11 protein-coding genes are annotated in these 21,618 nt (G+C 46.4%); 1 reads left to right on the top strand and 10 read right to left on the bottom strand.

The window, feature by feature from the left end; genetic code table 11:
- From AC1DVJ_RS25875 to AC1DVJ_RS25900, 6 genes are all read right to left on the bottom strand, one after another.
- A partial coding sequence (locus AC1DVJ_RS25875) for an Ig-like domain-containing protein (RefSeq protein ID WP_477594807.1) occupies nucleotides 1–4,603 on the bottom strand: 4,603 nt, incomplete at its 3' end.
- A gap of 168 nt (nucleotides 4,604–4,771) precedes the next feature.
- Nucleotides 4,772–4,900 (bottom strand): hypothetical protein, encoded by a 129-nt coding sequence (locus AC1DVJ_RS25880; protein WP_477594809.1) that lies wholly within the window; start codon nucleotides 4,898–4,900, stop codon nucleotides 4,772–4,774.
- Between the two features lie 184 nt (nucleotides 4,901–5,084).
- The gene (locus AC1DVJ_RS25885; RefSeq protein WP_477594811.1) at nucleotides 5,085–5,300 is read right to left on the bottom strand and encodes a hypothetical protein; all 216 of its coding nucleotides are present in this window, start codon (nucleotides 5,298–5,300) and stop codon (nucleotides 5,085–5,087) included.
- Between the two features lie 157 nt (nucleotides 5,301–5,457).
- Nucleotides 5,458–9,480, bottom strand: a complete 4,023-nt coding sequence (locus AC1DVJ_RS25890) for an OmpL47-type beta-barrel domain-containing protein (protein ID WP_477594813.1) — start codon at nucleotides 9,478–9,480, stop codon at nucleotides 5,458–5,460.
- A 375-nt stretch (nucleotides 9,481–9,855) separates the two neighbouring features.
- Nucleotides 9,856–10,812: an aldo/keto reductase gene (locus AC1DVJ_RS25895; protein WP_477594815.1), complete on the bottom strand. Its 957-nt coding sequence runs from the start codon at nucleotides 10,810–10,812 to the stop codon at nucleotides 9,856–9,858.
- Between the two features lie 32 nt (nucleotides 10,813–10,844).
- A complete protein-coding gene (locus AC1DVJ_RS25900; RefSeq protein ID WP_477594817.1) occupies nucleotides 10,845–13,547 on the bottom strand; it encodes a UxaA family hydrolase in 2,703 nt (900 codons plus the stop codon).
- A 176-nt stretch (nucleotides 13,548–13,723) separates the two neighbouring features.
- On the opposite strand from AC1DVJ_RS25900, the gene AC1DVJ_RS25905 reads away from it, so the two are divergent.
- Complete coding sequence (locus AC1DVJ_RS25905) at nucleotides 13,724–14,626, top strand: helix-turn-helix domain-containing protein (protein WP_477594819.1); 903 nt, start codon at nucleotides 13,724–13,726, stop codon at nucleotides 14,624–14,626.
- Between the two features lie 10 nt (nucleotides 14,627–14,636).
- Here the strand turns inward: AC1DVJ_RS25905 and AC1DVJ_RS25910 are convergent, their stop codons facing one another.
- The 4 genes from AC1DVJ_RS25910 to AC1DVJ_RS25925 all read right to left on the bottom strand — a co-directional run.
- Nucleotides 14,637–17,213 carry a DUF5054 domain-containing protein gene (locus tag AC1DVJ_RS25910; protein WP_477594821.1) on the bottom strand — a complete coding sequence of 859 codons (2,577 nt, stop codon included), beginning with the start codon at nucleotides 17,211–17,213 and terminating at the stop codon, nucleotides 14,637–14,639.
- Between the two features lie 25 nt (nucleotides 17,214–17,238).
- A complete protein-coding gene (locus tag AC1DVJ_RS25915; RefSeq protein ID WP_477594823.1) occupies nucleotides 17,239–19,968 on the bottom strand; it encodes an alpha-mannosidase in 2,730 nt (909 codons plus the stop codon).
- Nucleotides 19,969–20,018: 50 nt separating this feature from the next.
- Complete coding sequence (locus AC1DVJ_RS25920) at nucleotides 20,019–20,849, bottom strand: DUF6454 family protein (RefSeq protein ID WP_477594825.1); 831 nt, start codon at nucleotides 20,847–20,849, stop codon at nucleotides 20,019–20,021.
- A 20-nt stretch (nucleotides 20,850–20,869) separates the two neighbouring features.
- A partial coding sequence (locus AC1DVJ_RS25925; RefSeq protein WP_477594827.1) for a glycerophosphodiester phosphodiesterase occupies nucleotides 20,870–21,618 on the bottom strand: 749 nt, incomplete at its 5' end.

A 21,618-nucleotide genomic window follows, 5' to 3' on the forward strand; every position in this document is an offset into this window, starting at 1 on the left:
AAGTAATTGAAGTAACGGTTGATTGGGCATACGGCGTGTTATCTGAAAGAATCTTGGTATCGATTAACACATCATTTTCATATAGCTTATAAATCTTGCCGTTTTCTCCGTACCACATATTCATCAGAATATTAAAATTACCATCCTTAAGGCCAGTATCATACCCATTGTCATCGGAAAGGACAGCTGTGCCCGGCTTAGCTTTACTTTTGGATACAATATTGTTCACAGTCGCCGTAGCTGTACCCTTTGTCCCGTAAATATCGACAAAATCGAAAGTAAAGCTCCCATTGAAGTAGAAGGAATAGCTGTTTGAGCCACCGTTATTCGTGATGGTTACTGGTCTATTCGGTGTAATGGTTGCAACCACTTTGTCTGATGTAGAAGTAATTTGGCTGTATGTTACCATTGCAGTCAGAGCAGATTTATCAATATTGCTTACGAGATAATTGGTAACATTCGATACATTACCGACTGCATCCGTTCCTCTTGCATACACAGTGTTGTTCTCGGAGATAGCCACTGGAGCGTCGTATGCCATCCATGCGCCGTTTTCGCMTACCTTGTACTCTTTCAGTGTCGCATCGTCCGGATAGCTGATCGTTACGTTCACGTCCATATTGGTTGGTGCTGTAACGTCAGCTGATAACACAGCATCGACCGGTGCAATGGAATCGACGAACAGCACGATGGAGGCCGGCTCCGCTGAAATTCCTGCCGAATCGATCGATTCAACGGTGATCTTATTATTGCCTTGCCCAAGCTGCAGGGTGGCGGTAAATCTCAAATCTGAACCAACTGAAACTGAAGTCCCGTTTACTTTTACCGTCGCCGCCCTATTCACGGTGCCCGTAATCGAATAAGTCGCTAGAGTTATGGATCTGCTTTGCTGATCCAATGTAAGGACAAGCGGACCTACCCATTTTTCATTGGAGAGGACAGAACTTATATAAAAATTTCCTTCCTTCTTCACAGTGAGTGTAGCGGTATAGGTTTCAAACGTGCTGCCGTATTCCGCTGTGATTACAACTGTATATACCCCTTCGTTTATTTTGCCCTTCGATTGCCAGCGGTAGAAGCCCCTTGGGTTGTTGGCATCCGGAGCCCTGAAATCTGTTAGAGTGGGCACAACCAGATTGCCATTGGAATCATAGACTTTACCGGAAGAGGGAGTAGCGTGATCCCCGAGAACAAACCAAGATATCCAAACAGCACTGGCCGCGCCTGTTCCTGGTATCGGGTCCGCCTGGCGGATTTCAATCAATTCGCCCTCTTTAGCTTTTACAGTAACCTCACAAGTGGCGCTAATGCTGCCAATCGTCGCTGTAATAGTCGCCTTCCCCTCTGAATATGCGGTTACAAGCCCGTTTTGGTCTACTGAAGCTATATCCGAGTCGCTCGATGTCCAAACAATGTTCTTATCAGTGGCATTGCCGGGTAATACATCGGCGATAAGCTGCTTGTTGTCTCCAGCGAAAATCGTAGTAGTGTCAACACTCAACACGATTTGCTTTACGGCCACTTCCGTGGTGTTTTTCACATAAACCGAGACCGGGACAGAGTTGCCATCGTCAAGCTTAATGATGAAGGCGCCTTTACCAATGGGATATTGCCAGCCCCTAAAATCTTCTTTGATCTTGGTAATGTCGCTGGTTATTGTAAGGGTAAGCACGCCGGCCGTTAAAGTGCCGGATGTATTGCCCGACGCGTTTTTAACGGTGAAGAACTCAGCTTCATTGTTCTTGAGCAGGGTATAACCCATACCACTGGGCACTGAGTCGCCTACGAAAATCTCAATGGTTTTCGTCTGGTTCCCATCAAGCTTAAGCTCATAACCATCTGCGTTCAAGTAATCGATGGGCCTGTATGGCATCAGATCCATATGGCCGTTTACGTCATACTCTAAAGCGCCTATGTCGGGCGCCTCGCCCTTATAGCCTTTGCTGAAGTTGGGAATCACCCAGCCGTCGTCTACACCAATGCTATCGGCCATAAGGCGGTAGTCGCCCCTCTCGGGGTTTACAAACGTAGCCTTGGCCGTTTCGCCGTCATAACCAGTAAGCGCTGTAAATCCGTGTTCTTCTCTAGGCTCGCCGACATATGTGTTAAGCTGTATCGCTCCGTTAGAAATATCATAGTCGAAGCTGGAGCCGGGTACATCGTACACTTGGGCCATGCCCACCAGATTAGGGCTGGCTAGTTCAATTATGTTATTTCTGTAAAATGACCTGTTGAATGGCCCGCTAGTATTCGCTATGCCACCGCGCGCGCCAACAGCGCCTTCGGGGAGTATTATTGTATTGTTGAATACATGATCCAGGCCGCGGTAGTGATACCAGTGCGCGGTGTGCGAGGGGTTTGCATCGGCTGTGCCATGCTTTAAGCCGCCAACGGTATATTCAAGCTGATCCCCCTGATTGGTAATAAGGTTCCTGAACACGTATATAGGGCCTAGCGTACTTGCGTCAAGGCTTATCGGCTGGCTTGCGGCTTCTATCTTATTGCCGTAAACCCTAACGTTCATGGAGCCGCCGTCAACCTCAAGCCCATCCGCGTTCGCGCCTAAAACATAGTTCCCGTAAAGGTCGGAGTCCCAGCCCATCCCTCCGTCATAAGCGGAGTTGTTATAGGTTGAAAGGCCATAGCTCCAGTATTTTTCGTTGCCCGCTACAATGTCATTATAGCGAATAACAACGCCTTCGCCGCCCCTCAAATAGAGACCGTCCACGCCAAGCGGATGTCGCTCGCTCCATCCATTAACGCCGGAGTTGCTGCCCCAGCCTGTGGCTGAGCCTTTCGGGTCATGAATATAGTTTTTCTCAACAAGGATATAATCTACATCGCTGATGCGGATACCGGCATCGGAGGCGATAGGCCGTACGTGAGCATCATAGAACCAGCCCGTGCGCCTGTCCACTAGAGTCCTTCCGCCGGCGTCCGCCCCAGGAAGCATATTGCCCAGATAATGCGTGCCGTACCTGCCGAAGCCTGAGACATCGCAATTCACAATGCGAATATGTTTTGCCGAGCTGTGAACGGTTATACCGTTGCGCAAGCCGCCCCTTACAATCAGGCCGTTAAGCTCAACATACTCAGAGTTGCCCAGGACGACCGCATCCCAGAACTCGTCGGTGGCGTTAATCACGATTCCGTATTTGTTAGTTATTTTAATCCATGCGTCGGCGGTACCTTTCAAGCCCTGAAGCGATAATGGTTTGCCTGCCTCCGCCATCTCGGGAGTGTAGAAGTCGCTTACGTCATATTCAGTAGAAGAATAAGTGATTTCCTCACTCAAAGTTGTGATTGAAGCTTCTTTTACAATGCTTTTACTTTCAATCGTTAGCCTTACTTCATATGTGGTGCCCGGTTCAACCCCCACAATAGAACCCCTGAAGTTATTGTAACGGTCGTCATACATCATGTTCATAGCTTTTTTCCAATTGTTTTCGCCCTGTTTTCTGTACTCCAGGGTATGATCTGTGTTAAAGGGGATAGAAGCCGTTACCGATGGTACCCAACTTGCGGTGGGTTTCCAACCAAACCGTTCGTTGGCCGGATAATCATAGTCAAAGTACACGCTGATATTTTCAAACGTGGCTCTCAACATCAGTTCATTATTGGTATAAGGAACAAATTTTCTAAAGAATTTTTCGTTATATACGTCTGAGCCGAACCCAAACCGCCCCGCCTTAGTTGTAACGGTAGTTTGGAATTCGTACGGGGCGCTGCTATCGGTAGGCTCAATCCGTACCCTAAGCAGCTGAGTCTCATTCTCGTTAATATGCCCCACGCTACCTACAAAACCCGCCTGTCCGGGGAAGAATATAGACAACTCATTAACAAATTGCGGTTCGGGCACGATTACCCAAGCAAACCCTGTGTTTACAGTATCCATCTGCGGGCTGAATAACTGCTCAGGATTATTTGACCGGCGCCAAACCGTTACTTTAGCGTCCGGGTCGTCAAGCGGGATTTCATACCACCCGTCTCTGGATAAGCCGTCGGTTTTTATTTGATCTGTTGTGGCTTGCGGGATATTATCTACATCGTACAGAGTAGCGTCAAGCGTAACAATAGCTCTTACCGCCGAGGAAGTCGCTTCTATATTCAGGCTTATAGCGTCCTCGCCAAATACCTCTTTATAAACCTTTACAAGGGTTTCAAGCGGTATATAGTTTAAATCGCCTTCCCTGTAAACCTGCGTGCCTGTTGGAAGATTAATTTTAGTCCCTATGCTTCCGCCACCACCGTTAGCGTTATACGTAACGGTAACAAAGCTGTCGCCATGCTTGGCTATCATTTCATAGTAGTCATTTTTCATAGCAAAGCCGCTGCCGTCAAGCAAATTGTAGGATACCGCGCGAAAGTCGTTTGCCATCGCCTCCGACGTTACCCAAAGGATTCCATTTTCATCGTACTTATTACTGTCAAGTACGCGCACGAACAGGCCGTTAACATACACCTCAACCTTTTCGTTGCTAATGGTACTCGCGAACGCTGTAGGCGCCATTGGGCTGCCAACAGGTGATATGAACGAGGCCAGCAGCGACACGATAAGCGCCACCACCAAGAACCTCACTTTTGGAAAAAATCTCTTTGTCATTCCTAATCCCTCTTTTTCTTAGTTTTTTGATATTCCCTTGACGCATTCAAACTTGATGCATAAAAACATTCAAAAAATAACTTAAACGAGGCCGTCAATAAACAACTGCTTGAAATCTCATAACGAGGATTAGGCACATGATCCATCATAAAACGAATAGCCGACAGATCATCGCACAAGCGCTTTGGCATACAACGGATCCCGAATGCCTGTCGATTTGCGGTCTTCGAAATACCCGGGCAAGCTTGAACCGATCGGCGGCGTTATATCCAATTCGCACATTCCGCAATTAATCATTCAGTTACCTCCCATTCGTCTCTTGTCTCCTGTGGATGCTTTTCCCGAATCATAAGGTATTGCTCGAAGCGAGTTTCGAAACTAGCGCTTGACAGAATTGAAATGAGATCCGGATTTGACATGGACAAATTGTTGGTTGTCCGTTTGCAAGATACGTCCATGGGACCGCCGTCTTTATCGCCATTTACAAAAGTTTCAATGCCAGCGTTAAACCGGTGATCGTCGCTTCCGACAATGTTGTTGTATCGAATAACGTTACCTTGTCCGCCTCGTATCCAGTATTTCTCGGTTGAGTGGGTATTACATAGCTTGCCGGATCCGCTGTCTTCCGCCATACCGTTACTTCGGCGTTCTGATCGTTGCTCGGAATACTATAATATCCGTCTCTCGATTTTCCCACGGCTGTTATATCAACACCCGGTACGACATCGTCATAACGTGGCCCTTCATTCCTGTCCCCGAAGCCATAAACATGACCTCAGGGACAGCCTCAACCTGTTAATTAAGTGCAAACACTGCGTTAACTGCAGTGTGGTAAAACAATGGGAAATAAATCACTATTGAGACAATAAATATTGAGCATCCCGTAGCAAATAGTTTGCGGCTTGGCTTGTAATATGCTTGCCGCTCTGCGCTTTCACTTCATCAATAAAATCAGCAAAATTGCTCACGTCTAATTTTTTTAGGAAGCTATTCACGATACCCTTATTATCGATCCATCCGGCATTCGCAAAGCGCGTAACTAATGCCCTTAAAGAATCGGAGTTCGTTGTTGTCTCAAATAATATCGTTTGGCTCCCTGCGTTCCCCGCCAGATCGCCCGAAGTTACGATCAACGCATGCAAACCAAGAGGCAATGTATACAGTGGAATCGTTGTTCCTTGCTGCACCTCGTAAGTATCCAACGTCAATATAGTTTTGCTATTGTCAACCCCGCACCCGGACAGGTCATCACTCAATGCAATGATTGGCGTGATATCCACGGATTCGCTATACGTACCATACACCAACCCGGTGACGGTGATTGTCGGAGTAATCGTGTCCAGTTTGAAGCTGCTGGTCTTTGGCACTTCTATGTTGCCGGAAATATTCCTCGAACGAAAGCTCACGGCATACTCGCCGTCTTGACTGAACGTTATAGGCGACGTATAGCTTTGCCATGTAGCTCCTCCATTCAGACTGTACTCAGTCGATATGCTATCGGAAGCGCTTAGGCTTAGCGTTACAGGATGTACATACCATCCATTTAGTCCATCCGGCACTGCTGGTGACACATTCGCTGTAGTAACCGGCATCGGATACCACTTTGCGTAAAGAACGGTATCAGCTTCGACTGCTTTGCTGAAATCAAACTTGTGCGCAAAYGTTTCGTCGAACCAACCTACAAAGATATAATTTTCTCTTGTCGGCGTCGGAGGTGGGGTAACCGTTTCGCCGAGCGACATTCCGATTGCATGAACCGTCACAGTTTCATCAGATGTAATGCCGTCATTGTAGTTATAGGTGAGACTATAGCTCGCATCATAGGTACCTTCCGTTACATAAACCGAAATCGGCAGAGAAAGACCATCGACCAATTTAACAAGGAAGGCTCCTTTTCCTTTTGCCGGTTGACCTGTTAATACACTAGCTTTTGAATTAGCAAAGTCAGCAAGACCTTTTGTTATTGTTGTTCCAAATTGTCCGCCTAAGAAATTTTTACCGATTTTCTTGGGGTCGCCTTTTAAAGTGAGCACCAAATCGACACCTTGAGTTATCGTACCTTGGGTCTTCCCTTCTGCATTTGTAACGGTAAACCAATCATAATCTCTGTTCTTCGTCAAATCATACTTTGTTCCAGTCGGAATACCATTTGTTTTAATAATGACTTGTTGAGTCGCATTCCCTGTAATGTTAACCTGATACTTGCTGCCACCTGACCTTAAAGCGGTTGGTCGGGTAGGCATAATCACATCTTTGCCGCTTTCTAAAGCTCCAATGTCAGGTGCAGCGCCTGTGTAGTCGGCCGCGGTTACAAAATTAGGAATCGTTGTTCCCTTATCAAAGCCAAGACTGCTGCTTGTTTGGCTAAAATCACCTTCATCTCTGTTAGTAAAAGTTGCCTTTTTGCTGTTATCAGCAGCTATTGCTGTTACCGGGTTTCCGGTTTTGGCCCCGGTTATCCCATGAGGTTCAACAATAGGAGGAGGTCCACCCGTAGTACTGTAGACATTAGGGGTTACCCCGGTTCCGTTAAACAAGTCATAATCGTAACTCACTCCCGGATAATTGAACATATGTTTAATCGTAATTTCGTTTTGGCCACTAAGAAGCGGACTATCTATGGATTCCATGATATTATTCCTTTGATACACTCTGTAGATTTGAGCGTCTTTACGGGTTATATGACCCATTGAACTAAGGATGGTATTGTTAAACAGATAGTTAACACCTATACCCTTAGAAACCGCTTCATTAAGAGTTGTTCCGTACTTTGTTACTCCTTGAATCAATCCCCATTCGTCACCCAAGTTTTCTATAAGATTTCTATACACATATACGGGACCTACATAATTCGAATCCATGCCGATGCCGCCAGAGACCCCTTCTATTTTGTTGTTATAAAACCTTAAGTTCATATCCGCGCCTTCTAATTCCATGCTGTCGGCTTGTCCATACGCCAAATAATTGCCGTATACGTCGGAATCTGTTCCAATACCGCCGTCTTTATCGCCATTTACATAATTTTCCATGGCAGCATTAAATCGATGATCGTCGCTTCCGACAATGTCGTTATATCGAACAACGACGCCTTGTCCGCCTCTGGAATACATGCCGCTGACACCTTGCGGATGCTTTTCGTTCCAGTTAGGCCAAAAATCTCTGCCTCCGCCCCCGTTCCAGGCATTACTACTTGTTTTTGGGTCATGAATATAGTTTTTTTCAATGACGAGATTGCTTACGTCGCTTATAAAAATGCCGGAGTCATTGTTAACAGGCGTGGCGTTGGCAGTGTAAAGTTGCCCTGTACGCAAGTCAATAGCCAGGTTTGGATCAGCATTTGCGACGATCTTTTGCAGACCTAAGTATTGTGTTGTTGGTCTTCCGAAATTGGAAATATCATTATTGATAATTCGGATGTGGTGACTTGAACTGAGAATAGCTAGCCCGCTTCTCTTACCTCCACGGATAATCAAATTTTCCAAAATCACATATTCGGACTGCGCGATCACTACCGCTGACCAAAATTCATCGGTTACATCGATAACGGTTTTTCCGTCTCCAATGATACGGATATATCCGTTTTCTGTCCCTCTTAACCCTTGAACAGACAGCGGTTTCCCCGGCTCATATATATCTGCTACAGGTATAGTTTTGGCAATTGGGACGTCTTCTTTCCATGTTCTTATGGTTTGAGTGTAGGTTGAATTGTCCTTAAGAACTTTAACTTGCACTTCATATTCTGTGTCGGGTTCAAGACCGACGATAGAGCCTCTGAACTGCTTGTTAGGCGAATCCCATGCCATTGCAAGGCCATCTTCCCATGTCGCAGCTCCTACTTTTCTGAAATGCACCTCATTTGCAGGGTCAGAGACAACCTGTATAGTGGTGGCGGCAGGTGTTGACGCAATCTTATATGGAATAGTATCTTCGGAAGTGTATCCATCATAATTGAGATACACGCTTATATTATTGAACGTAGTTCTTAACAGCAGATCATTGCCTGTATCGGGTATGGGTGTTCCAGAACCAACATGGGTTTTCGTGGTAATAGTAGTTTTAAATTCCTTATCCGGCCTGCCGTCTGAGTGGTGAATTCTCACTCTAATGATTTCGTCAGTGCCTTGTCCGCCGGCCAAATAATTAAGACCACCTTCAAAGACACATGTTGCCGCATTATAACCGGGCTTAGGCTGTATAACCCAAGCGTATCCGGTATTTCTTGGTTCCGGTACATTACCGTTTACATAGTTTGCCGGACCCGCTGACTTCCGCCATACCGTTACTTCGGCGTTCGGATCGTCGCTCGGAATACTATAATATCCGTCTCTCGAAACTCCCACGGCTGTTATATCACCTGGTCCTGCTACCGGTATAGCCGCTTCAGCGGCAATATGCCGATTTTCATCATATAGAACATTAGCCGTATTGCTCACGGCATCCCACGTGTAAGTTGCTTCAAACGCATACATGATCGTATCCAAGGGGATACAACTTCTAACGCCGTCTTTAAAAGGCATTTCGGTAGTTACTGTTGAGCCATCTTTTAATGTTACTTTGTTGCTTCCGTAATTAGCTGACATTTCATAATAATCATTTTTTAAAACAAATTCTTTGCCGTCGATAGACTCATAAAATACCGAATAAAGATAATGAGCTATGGACTCGGCAGATATCCATATTTGACCGTCAATAAACTTAGGCGGTACATCCGATTTCAAGTTTTTGCCGTTTACCGTTATCTTGATAGGCGATGCCGGTTCTTGAATCTCAACAGGCTGATGCGTAAATGCCGCAAATATTGAACTAGGAAAAACAAGTGAAATTAATAATGCAACAATAAGTAAAAAGCTCATACTTGGTTTCTTTTTGTTTACCATTTTAATAAAATCCTCCTTTTGGGATTTACTAATTAAAACTATTAAAAATAATCTCGCAACTATATAACCCCTCCCCTGTACATGTACTTGAATGTGGAACCCATAGGTGTTGTCATCATTTGTGTTTTGATTCCATTGTAGCCGCTTACATTCTTAATGTCTTTGCCCTGTATTGTGTTTTAATGTTGTTGTATTGCGATGCGTTTAGAGGAGGTCGTCCTACTGACAACTCTAAAAATCATACTACCATCCTGGAGTGGCCAACTTAATTTCTAGTGTAAATCATCTTTTTGAAGCAATTAAAAAATCCCGCCCCTAAGACATTCTCTTAGGGACGAGATTATTATTCCAATTCAATGTATCACCCGAAGCAAATCAATTCCCTTCGGGATCTTCCGTATCATAGCCAAAGTCATCAAGTGCCGGCCATAGCTCAGGGGCAATCGGGTAATTCGCGAGCTCCAACGTCTGGGCTATCCGCTCCGGTTTGCTCATGCCGACGACCGTGCTGGCGATCCGCGGGTCGCGAAGCGAAAATTGAAGCGCTGCGGCGGCTAGTGGCACATCGTATTCCTGGCAAACTTTGACGAACATACGCGCTCGTTCCACTACGATTGGCGAAGCATCGCTATAGGCATACCGAGCGTATGCATCCGGACCTTTAGCTAATATGCCGCTGCCATAAGGAGCGGCGTTAATGACAGCGACGCCCATGCGATTAGCGACATCAAGCAATGGTTCGGCAGCTCGATTGAGCAGCGTATATCGATTGTGGGTTTCTACAGCGCTGAACGCTCCCGTTTCGACATAACGAATGAGCATTTCGATCGGTCCGCCGGATATGCCGATGTGCCCGATTACTCCTTGCTCTTGAAACTTTTGAAGTACTTCTAATGGTCCGCCGGGTCCCATAACATTTTCGAAGGTGGTATGTTCAGGATCGTGGATGTAAACGTATTGCAGACGATCAAGTCCTAATCGTTCGAGACTTCCTTCGATGGAACGTTTGATCTGTTCGCCGCTGAAGTCGCCGGTCTTGAAGTCGCGGTCGGCTTTGGTAGCCAACACGTAACCAGCGGGAAGTCCACCATTCGCTCGAATAGCCTTGCCAATTCGCCGTTCGCTCTCACCTTCGCCGTATGCTGCAGCCGTATCTATAAAGTTGATCGCGCTTTCGAAAGCGGTACGCAGCGTTACCAATGCTTGTTCCTCCGACGTGCTATATTGAAAGGTTTCCGGCATATCTCCGAGCGGAGCGGCTCCAATACATAGCGGTGATATGAAGTGGCCGGTACTACCAAGAGGTCGTTTGGATAATAATGCGTTCGTCATGGAGTGTTCCTCGCTTTCTGTTACTGTCTGCATTATAACGACACGCCCAATAAACCCCGTGTCATTTGAAAATCGATATTACCTTGCTGATAGAGACGCGGTACATAAGTATGTTCCAAAATTTCTTTGCTACGCTCGAGTATATGATCCACCCATAAGCTCGGGTTGCCCTCGAGTACCAAATCGACATCTTGCTTATGGTTATGCAGCACGGCCTGTTCCGACGTCATTTGCAGCATTGGGACGAAAGGATGCGTCTGCATTGGACGATCACCGATCAACGTGATTATTAATTCCACACCTGTGGCGGCGAGTCCTGTGATCGTCTCCACCCCATGCTTTGTTGGAGTCTCCATAATATGGAATCCATTTCGGCGGACGTGTTCCCCATAGGCGATAGACGGCCCAACTTGAGACGCGCTAAATAGATGCTGATTGAACGCATCCTCTGCAAGCAATCCGCTGTTCTCGGGAACGACGACCAAGCCTCCGGCCCCGACAATCATCTTGGTTAGTAGTCCTAGCTGCTTGGCGGCATCTTTGTTAATGTCACCAACGCTTACGATCCCGATGCGCAGCCCTTCCAAACCGACCGTCACCTTCTCCGCAGTATCGGCCGCAGCCAATCGATCGGCGAACCAGGCCTCAACCTTCTCGCTAACCTTGGCAATTCCGCCGTCGAGCTGGATGCTGGCATAACCAAGACGGCTCGCATCGACGCCCATCACATCCATCTGATGGCGCATGTAGTCGTTATGCGTTTTCTCGCAGCCATGCTCCAGCAGCAAACAATGCTCCACCATCGGATGCGTAATATAGCCGATCATCGTGCGGGCAAACAGCGATTCGGCTGGCCCCCCCGAGGTGCCGCAGCCTTCCGTGTGCGCCAATGTGACAAAACGCGAGAGCTCAGGCTGCCCTGCTCCTTGCTCGTTCAGGCGCCTTGTGATCATGCCCGCTACCTGTCCAGCACAAAGACTGGTCGGCACAATCAAGCCAATATTGTCACTAGACTGCCGATTGCGATGTCGAGTAAAGGAAAATTGGATCGGGTTAACCATCGTTATAGCATCATCTTCAATTTCTATCGGATCTCCTGTCGGTACAGGAGTGTGAAGCAGCGTCTCCAGCTGACTCGCATCGTTCTGCTGCCAGTTGCGCCAAATTTGTACTTGGGCATGGCCCGCCTTCTCGCCTACGCTTCGCTGACCAGAGGCAATTTGGAGCGCCAACTCGAATACCTCTTGGCCCAGCTCATCCATCGACTTGCCTTCCAGATACTGCCCCGCGTTCACATCCATATCGTTCGAAAGCAATTGGAAGCGGCGAGTTGTCGTGACCACCTTAACCGTAGGCACATATGGAAAGTTGGTAATCGAACCATTTCCGGTTGTAAAGAAGATCATGTTGCAGCCTGCAGCTACCTGTCCGGCGATGCTCTCTAGGTCATTGCCAGGGCTATCCATGAAATAGTAGCCGCCATACTTCATGAGCTCCCCGTACTCAGTTGCATAATCAATCCGCGTTGTCGGGTCTTTCTTCATAGCGGCGCCTATAGATTTGAGATAGATGTTGTACAAGCCGCGATACATGTTGCCACCTGACGGGTTACCTTCCGCACTGGTGCCGTGCCAGGACGTGCGCTCCTTAAATCGGTTCACAAGTTCCAGAAATTTGCGCGCGGTTTCCACGTTGCGTACTTTCGAGAGGACATAGGGCTCCGCGCCAATCAACTCATCAGTTTCGGCTAGACTAGCCGCACCGCCGTAACGCACCAATTGTTCCGAAACCCAGCCGAGCAGCGGATTCGCGGATACTCCGGAAAATGCGTCCGAACCGCCGCATTGCAAGCCGATTCGCAAGTGGCTGATGGATTCAGCCGTTCGCTGCATGGTGTTGACCGTTGATAGCCATTCGCGTACTAACGCTTTACCATTAACCAGCTCCTCTTCGAAGCTTCCTGTGAGCGACACGAACTTGTGCAGGACTTCATCGATCGGATAGCTATGCTCACGTGCATAAGCCTCCACCATCTTGTTCGTGACCGATTCATTGCCATAATCGACAACCAATACCGCTCCGACGTTCGGGTTGACCATGAATCCTGCGAGCGTCCGCAGCAGCAAGTCCACATTATTCGGCTTCTCTGTGCCGCCCTCCGTGTGAGCGACGGGAACAATCCCGTCTATATTCGAATCGTTCTTCCATTCGCCTTGCAGACGAGTGGCAAGCTCATTCACGTAGCTCCCCGTGTGCGAGGTGGTGCCGAGCAGTACGATGTAGTTCCGGGTGCCAACTCCGCGATCTTTATGGCGGCGATATCCCATGAAAGTGCGTGTATCCGTAAAAGCTGGCGATGCCTGAGCCGGCTGGAAGTTCTCCTCATCAAGGATATAAGGAGGAACTTGATCCGCGAAATTGGGCTCCGCCGGCACCGCGAATGTCAACTGGCGCACACTGAGTGCTTTCCGTACTGTTTCGTTGATCACATAGTGGCCGGGCTGAATCGGCTTAAGCGCCACGCCGAAAGGCAAATGCCACGAAAGCAAATCTTCGCCAGGAGCGATCGCTTTCACCGCAAATCGATGGCCTTCCATAACCGTGTAATCCAAGGTGAGGATTTGGCCTTCATACTGAATGGCGGTACCAGAGTTCAATTGGTGAATCGCAACGGCGCAGTTATCCCCGGGCAAGGGAAGTCTCGCTACTTCTTCAAATTGGTAAACGACGTCCATCGATGACTAGCTCCTTTGATGAGATTTTCCGAACAATCCAAATACTACGTGCTTAATAATATTGTAGCAGGATTACGGCGTTTGTTAATTCTTTACCTTTGCAAAAACATACTCTATTTTGATATTCTATAAATAAGACAAATAATGAAGTGAGTTGATCTGGGGAGGCTCGCAAAATGCAAAAACCGCTTATAAAGAACTTTATTAACGACCACCTCCTGCCATTTGACATTGTATTTAAGGACAAAAAGACACCAATTCGAGAACTACCAGAGCATCTTCATGATCGCTTCGAATTGGTTTATGTTTATAGTGGAAAAGGTACGTTTTTCTTAAACCAAATGCTCTATGAGATGAATGAAGGAGACCTCTTCATCATTCCTGGCAATACCATTCATAAGGCATTGCCAGATTCTGAATCTCCTATTACTGCCACTGCTGTCTTTTTTGATCCGCAACTGATCGGACATTATTCAGCAGGTGATTCGTTTACGAATATGCAGGTTTTTGAGCGAGCACGAAAATACAAGAGCTATAAGCTTGTTGTCCCAGCAGCCATGCGCCCTCATCTCGAAGAAAAACTCCAACAAATGCATGATGAATTGGAACGACACGAAGCTGGTTTTAGATACGCAGTTCAACTACATTTAAATAGCCTTCTGATCAGCATTAATCGTTTGATATTAAAAGAATCCCATCATCAATTGGCCGAGTCCGATGTCGGACCCTCCTGGTTACTAAACATACTTCAACACATAGATCAGTTTCACACTGACCAAATGGTTGGACTTTCGTATTTGGCTAAGCAGACTTCAGTCTCAGCCGCTCATTTATCTAGGGTGTTTAAACAATTAACAGGGATGAACATCACCGACTATGTGAATGCCAAGCGAATTTCAACTGCAAAGGAGCAGCTTTTAACTACCGACTTAGGTATTGATACGATCGCCCACAATTGCGGTTATGAGAGTTTACCTTATTTTCATAAGTTATTTAAGAAGTTTACTGGCGTTACCCCAGGCTTATACCGAAGAAAAGTAATTAAAGAAATTAGCTTCCAAATAGACAAAATGACATAACACCGATCATTTAAGCAAACCAAATCTTCATCGTTTTAATTTCAGTAGGATTCATTGTCACGGAGAGATGATCACGACAGAACTCCACCTTCGTTTCCCTGTGTCGCTCGACAAGATCGCATTCAATTACATCTTCAACAGATTCAGTGAATGTAAGCTTAACCGATGTGCCTGAGTCGAGCAGATTTTGAAAACGCAGAATATACGCATCACCTTGCTCCGATTTCTTGAATGAGAGGATATGAATATCCTCTGCACCTTCCTTTAGGAATCCATATTGGTTGGGTCCTGTAGGATTCCAACCTGATCTCACCTGAAGCGGCATGAATGCCTCTGTGGCCATCTGCTGTACCCGACCTAGCTTCCAATCCCCCGCATGCGGTGCAAGGCGGAATGCATATTGGAAATTGCCGCTGATCCATTGCGGGAAGTTCGTCCCCCACTGATTGTTAAATAAGTTAAAGTGCAGGATTGGCTGCTGCGGTACGTACGTTTTCGAATATTGATAAATACCCATCTCATCAATTGAAAACAGAGGTGTATCCATTGGCATGATCGCCAATCCTACATGCTCGTCTTGCACATCAACCCAATGACTTGCGCAATGAAGACGCGTATTTGCACCATTCTCAATATCTTCAAGTGGATTTACCACACTGCCTAATTTCTGAAAACGATAACTCGGATGATCCGCGTTCAGTGCAAATGTGAAATGCCCACTCTCGGCAAATGCGGTAGCTGCTTTATTATGAACAGTTACTTGCAAATCAGCGAAAGGTTGGCTTTCTTCCAAGCGAATCGATACGGTGATACCTTCACCATTACCAAACTCCTCGAAGCTTTCATTCGGTGTCATGAAGCAGATTGCAATGCTACCCCAGCCCTCGCTATTTGAGATCTTAACGTCAGTCATTTGCAGGCTGTAGCTCTTATGATTGATGCGGGGATAACCAGGTTTACCGAAATCGTTGATATACCAATCCATTAAATCGTAGCTGTATGTTTTTACAAAATCCAGAACCTCTTCTTTACTGTAAACATCGTATTCGTATTGACCGAACCTTCCGTTTACAGCCCATTCCTTCTCATTCTGCTTGTCATAAAAGCTGGTAATACAGCCTGTCTGTGTGTTGACCTCTATACGTATTGCATGGTTTTCGAGGATCGCCAGGTCCTTGTCCTTCACTGCAATTGCACTTATATGAACGGGTTCCAAGCTTCTTTCTGCATACTCAAAAGTGCGGTAGCTCATCGGCCCCAATTGGTCAATAAACGCCTCACCAGCTTCATTAACGAAATAAGTTTCCTTCGTTTCTCGATCTGTAAGAGTACCGTGCTTACGATGATTAAGCGTGATCTTCGCATGCTGCCGTCTCCACGCAAGCGGGTTATATACGCCTATGACACTCGAACCCAGCGAAGAAAAAGGCTGAACCTCACATAAAGCTTTTTCAGCTTGCTCTACATACGTTTTCTGTTCGGCCCAAGATGCTTCTGTCTTTACATACGAATCTGGAAACATGTCGCGGTCTTTCACAATATCATCTTTCCAAAAAGCGCGCTGGCTGTTGCGGCCTGGCAACAAATTCGATTTAATATCAATTCCCCACGTATGTTCGCCAAAAAGAAGCGTGTGCTCATAAGCATCTGCGATGGAATTCCTATACTCCTCGTCACCTTTTCCTTGCAGCTGCTCAAGTGTTGATAGGCTTTCTAATGTTGCAATGTCTGAACGCAGCTTCCTTACACGGGACACTTCTTCTGGATAAGTACCGATCCCATGAATCCATGTATCAGCCAAATCTTTACGGATCACAGGTATATCCTGAAAATCTCTGGCAATAAAATCAAGTGCAAAATCATCCATCGTTCCGATTTTCACCTCGGTATCTGGATACTTTTGCGCAATCTCAGCCAACAAGTCTTGTACGACACTCCCATCCTGCGGACCGATGTTATCATGCGTTTGCAGCAGCGCGATCCAAATGGGATATGGCCAGTCCTCTGGCGGCGTCAGGTCTGTGCCATATTCACCTTTGGAATAATAGGTTAATACCGTGCCGCCATCTGGGCCTTCCCAATGAAACAACCGAGGTAAATCTACAGGTGCAGAACATGCATTTACGCCTAGGTGCAAAAATTCAATGCCTGCATTTTTCAAGAGTGTAGGCAGCATCCAGGTGTGACCAGGTACATCCGTCATTTTGGCGCTAATGGTCGTGTGCCCAAATTGATCTCGAAGATTTTCGGAAATATATAGTCCTCTGATGTATTCTTCCGTTCCGCAGAACTCCGTATGTGTTGTAAAAGGAAGCCCGTGCCAACGCAATTGACCGTTACGGATCAGTGACTCCAGTCTTTCTTTCTTTTCAATATTTGGCGTATCCAAACATTCTTTCAGCATCCAGGCGGGAAGTGTCCACACATAATGATGATCGGGTCCATCCTTCTTCGTCTCTTCACAAACAGCTAATACATCGTTCATCATATCTTCTTTATATGTGGTGACGACACTGCTCGCCAAGTCAGTAAAACCCAAGTCTACGTGAGTTTTAAACACGACATAAATCTTCTCTAGTTGTTTCACTGATCAAACCTCCGATATCCATAAATTACCGCCGAATCCCGATCGTCACAATTTCACATGAACCAACCGACACATGCCTCTGTTCATTCGCGGCAGCTTCAATACGTGAACCGTGCTCTTCCATAATTGAACTCTTGTAGAAATTGTTATATGAAAGATTAGAACTAAGCTGCAAGTTTGCCTTTTGGGCACTCATGTTGTACCAGCGCAGCAGCAGATCATCCGTTTCTTCATTTATTTTCATAGAGGAGAACGCCATCTCACGGCCTTCCCACTGAAGTGGTGCAAACGTATGCGATATCTTGCCAATGTGAATGTCGGTCTGACATAATGTCCAAGGAATTTGGAACTGATACGCTTGTGCGTAGGCACCCGAATGTATGCCATCTCCGTTATGTGGAAAGATTGCTATACGGACAGTGTTATCGCCAAGACATTGCGCTTCCGGTGTCGGAAACAAGCCCCAGTCACCAAGCTCACCAACCGCTCGAAGCAGTGTTACGGCAACCGTATTGCGACCGTCACGCAGAACTTCGTATTCGTTCAGTCCTACATTGGCCACTACCAGACCTGCTTCTGCCTCGCATAAATCAACGAAAGCCTGCTGATGCTGTGTATTGCTTGGGTTACTCCACTCTACAGCCGGTTCATTGTCTCGTTGCGGGATTTCAAACATCGTGTCCACGCGGTGAACTTGCGTATTCAAATCCGTTGGGAACAACATCCGTAAGCGATGGTCCTTCGCTTGATTATTAAAGGTAGCTTCTATCTCTACCCCTTGACTACTGTGGCTCAGACTGACGACCGTACGGATCCGCATTGGCACCATGCGCGCTGACCGCTGTGCTTTTCGAGTTCCAAAGTAGCTCAATTTCCGCTGTTCTTCATCCAGCAGATCGTCTGCGGATGCTGGCACTTCCCAGTCGAGTACAATTTCTATGGATGCGTGGAACGGCGTATCTTGTAACACCCGAATGTGCGCTTCCATGCCACTGGTAGTTCGCGGCGTTTCGCCATCTGGCTGTTTGTACATGTACTCATTCCCGATATCTCCTGCATCCTCATAGATGCCTAGATCCCGGTAGACACGGCCGTTCCTCTTGTCAGTCAAGTTGAAGGAACCGTTTGTGCTGATTTCGATCTTCAGCACGTCATTCTCCAGATTGCGGTCTCCCACTAGTAATGAGGAGACTACAATTTCCGCTTCACGTTTCACCCATGCATATGCTTTCAGTCCTAATGCTGGAACACTTTCCGCTTCAAAGGAAAGTTTCACTTTGCGGCACATATAGGGCTGGCGGAACTTGTCATCTGGCAGATCGTAACCGAATTGCAGTCCAAGATCTTCAAAAGTGAATGGAATGACATTCGCATATTCATCCACAAGCGTCATGCCTGTAAGATCCGTCAATTTGATGATCTGGCTTGCTTCCTCAGGCGTGTATCCATCTCGGAAGTACAAACGCATGGCATCCAGCTCGATACTTACGACACCGGTGCGTTCCCAACCAGAGGTATTCATAACAATAACGGGAAGGGCATTTTCTCCCATCTCTGCAAAGCCCGAAGTATCCACCATTTCGGCAATGGCTCGTTTGCTCTCATCGACGATCGCTTCCGCGACATGCCGACTTTTCTCGAAACGCGTCACCATTTCTCGGTGCACTTCGTCTACGGAGCAACCGCAGATGCTGTCATGCGGATGGTTTTGCATCAGTGTTTTCCATGCATAAGTGAACAGATGATGCGGGTATCTCTCTTCGGTTCCAAGGATATGCGCCAAAGCGGCCAAAGGTTCAGCCACTTTTTCCAACATGGCTTGCCCTAACTGATTCATTTGCTTCAGGTAAATACGGGCAGAAGCGGTGTTTACGAGCGTATTCCAACCGTCTGTACGTTGGCTGCGCAACTCACCTTTTACAACGGATAGCTCATGGTTCAAGGCATGGTGAACAGCCTCCAAATAATCAACAAAATTCGAATGAATAAATGTTGTATCTGGATAGAGCTCGCGCGCAACTTCAAGCGCTTCAGGCAAATCCACCTGAATCGGCTGATGGTCACAGCCATTCATATACAGCAATTCGCCCATCGATGCGTATTTCTCCGCATCCGCCAACTTCTGATCCCAGTAAACGTTCGCTACTTCACGATCAACAGGAATTTCCCATCCATTGTTATACCAGTTGGCAAACAAAATACCGAGTACCTGAGAACCATCGGGTCCTTCCCAAAGCAATTCCGAGAAGGAGGATTCGTATCCACCGTCAGAAACCGTATTGTTAAAGCCGGTAGGCTTAACACCACGGCCGAAAAACACATTCGTAATCCCAGACTGCCGCATCAATTGAGGTGTCTGACCTACAAGACCGAAAGTATCAGGAAAATAACCTATTTTCGACACAGGGCCATAGTTCTTCACATCTTGGTGTCCAATCTGCATATTTCTCACATTGGCTTCGCCGCTGGTCAAAAAGGCATCCTGCAGGATATACCAGGGCCCAATTAAAATACGTTCCTCTTGAATAAATTTGGTTAATCGATCCTTTTGATCCGGTCTGACCGCAAGATAGTCTTCAAGAATAATCGTTTGTCCGTCCAAGAAGAAGCTGCGATAATTCGAATCTTGATCCAGCTTATTCAACAGCTCATCCATGAGCTTAACTAGACGAACATGATGCTTTTCATAGGGTAAATACCATTCCCGATCCCAATGGGTATGGGAAATGATATGTGCTGTTCTCTTTGTATTCATCTTCTAGCTCCTCACTCTGGATGTTAGCGTCACATTTACTTGAAATGTTCTCACTTAGAAAGCAAATTAATTGTCTCATAGACCAACAACGATCCATGATCGTCATCTGGGACAGCATACATCCGCAGCTCATCGCCGACATTCTCAACGAAGACTGGATTACGGGTAACCACATATCCTTGCGGAGAAAATTCAGAAATGGGTACTTCATGAATCGTTTGTAACGTTTGCGAATCGATCATCGCTAATCCGCCAAGCTGATACGGCTTCACATTGCGACCTGCAGGATTGGGAAACTCGGAGATGCCGCTCACTATTATTTTCCCATCACCTACATAATGTCCGTCTTGATAGTCCACAAAATGACTCGGATTATCTTGAACTTGCAGCAGCGTCGCCTCTCGATTCCATGTATAGAACCTACGTGAGCCCCAACTGTAACCAATGAAATTCCCGTTTTGTCTGTCACGGACCAATCCGCCAATATGCTCTTGAATTCGAAAAGCTTCTTTCACTTCCAATGTTGTTGGATGGATGTTGTAGATAATAGATTGGCTATTCGGTCTGTACTCGGCAACAGGTACCCAGATATGCTCTCCGTCAAAGTCAATGCCGCCTGGGTGGTAGATCTCACTTTCACCCAAGATGATATCTTGCTTAAGTTTTCCATCCCTATCAAAGACAAATAAGTGACCTATTCCTTTGCGCGGAAGATCTGATTCCTTGATTAGCTCTACTGAGGACAAATAGAACAAGTCCCCCATTCGAACCATTCCTTGAGCATGGAAGTTGTTAAACTGCAACTGAACACACTCTTTTAATTCCCATTTTGTCTTGCGTGTAAGATGTTGGAATTGCGCGGTCAGCTTCTGGTTTGCCATGTTTGTTAGTCCTTCCATTGTCATGACTGTCCGTCATCTACATGCTTTAGTTCCTGTTTTACTCTCACCAATTCCGATATATTACGAGAAGTAATCGATTGAACGCCCATCTCGATAAAATACTTCATCTCAGCCTCTGTATTTATCGTCCATACGTATACATCAAGCTTATGACGTGCCGCTACCTGGAGCAGCTCGGGCCTGACAATACGATAATTGACATTGATACCGAAGCAATTCGCGCTTTCGGCGTCCTCAATGCTAAGTTGAACGGCTTCCATGTAATTTTCAGTTTCAAATAAGGAAGCATTTACGTTCAGCAACTTGCTTAAACGTGGATTGATACGGTTAACAGCATTGGCTCTGCTAGTCTCACAGCCGCTAAGTATAACCTGTTCAATTAACTCGTTTTTTCCAACGAATCGGGAAACTGGTTCCAGGCAGGCATCCGATTTGATATCCAGATTCACTTTTTTGCCAGAAGCTTGTAAGATAGGCAGCACTGACTCCAAGGTTAAAATGCGAATTGTCTCGCCAGGTGCTCCATTATGGGCTTTGATTTCCAAACTACTCAACTCTYCATATCTCATTTGGGAAATGGTATGTGCGGTTCCATCAACTGAGTAAACAATATCATCGTGAGAAAGCACCAGGATGCTGTCTGATGTTATCAGAATATCTTCTTCCACAATATCAGCACCGCTATTTATTGCTGTTTCTATAGAAAGCAAACTATTATCTGGCGTACCCATACAACCCGTATGTGCAG

The organism is Paenibacillus sp. P4_A9 (assembly GCF_056402415.1).

What these genes read in the sequence shown, in the direction of transcription:
- AC1DVJ_RS25900 (WP_477594817.1), bottom strand. Translation starts at nt 13,547, where the DNA reads ATGGACGTCGTTTACCAATTTGAAGAAGTAGCGAGACTTCCCTTGCCC.
- AC1DVJ_RS25920 (WP_477594825.1), bottom strand. Translation starts at nt 20,849, where the DNA reads ATGGCAAACCAGAAGCTGACCGCGCAATTCCAACATCTTACACGCAAG.
- AC1DVJ_RS25915 (WP_477594823.1), bottom strand. Translation starts at nt 19,968, where the DNA reads ATGAATACAAAGAGAACAGCACATATCATTTCCCATACCCATTGGGAT.
- AC1DVJ_RS25880 (WP_477594809.1), bottom strand. Translation starts at nt 4,900, where the DNA reads ATGATTAATTGCGGAATGTGCGAATTGGATATAACGCCGCCGATCGGT.
- AC1DVJ_RS25905 (WP_477594819.1), top strand. Translation starts at nt 13,724, where the DNA reads ATGCAAAAACCGCTTATAAAGAACTTTATTAACGACCACCTCCTGCCA.
- AC1DVJ_RS25895 (WP_477594815.1), bottom strand. Translation starts at nt 10,812, where the DNA reads ATGACGAACGCATTATTATCCAAACGACCTCTTGGTAGTACCGGCCAC.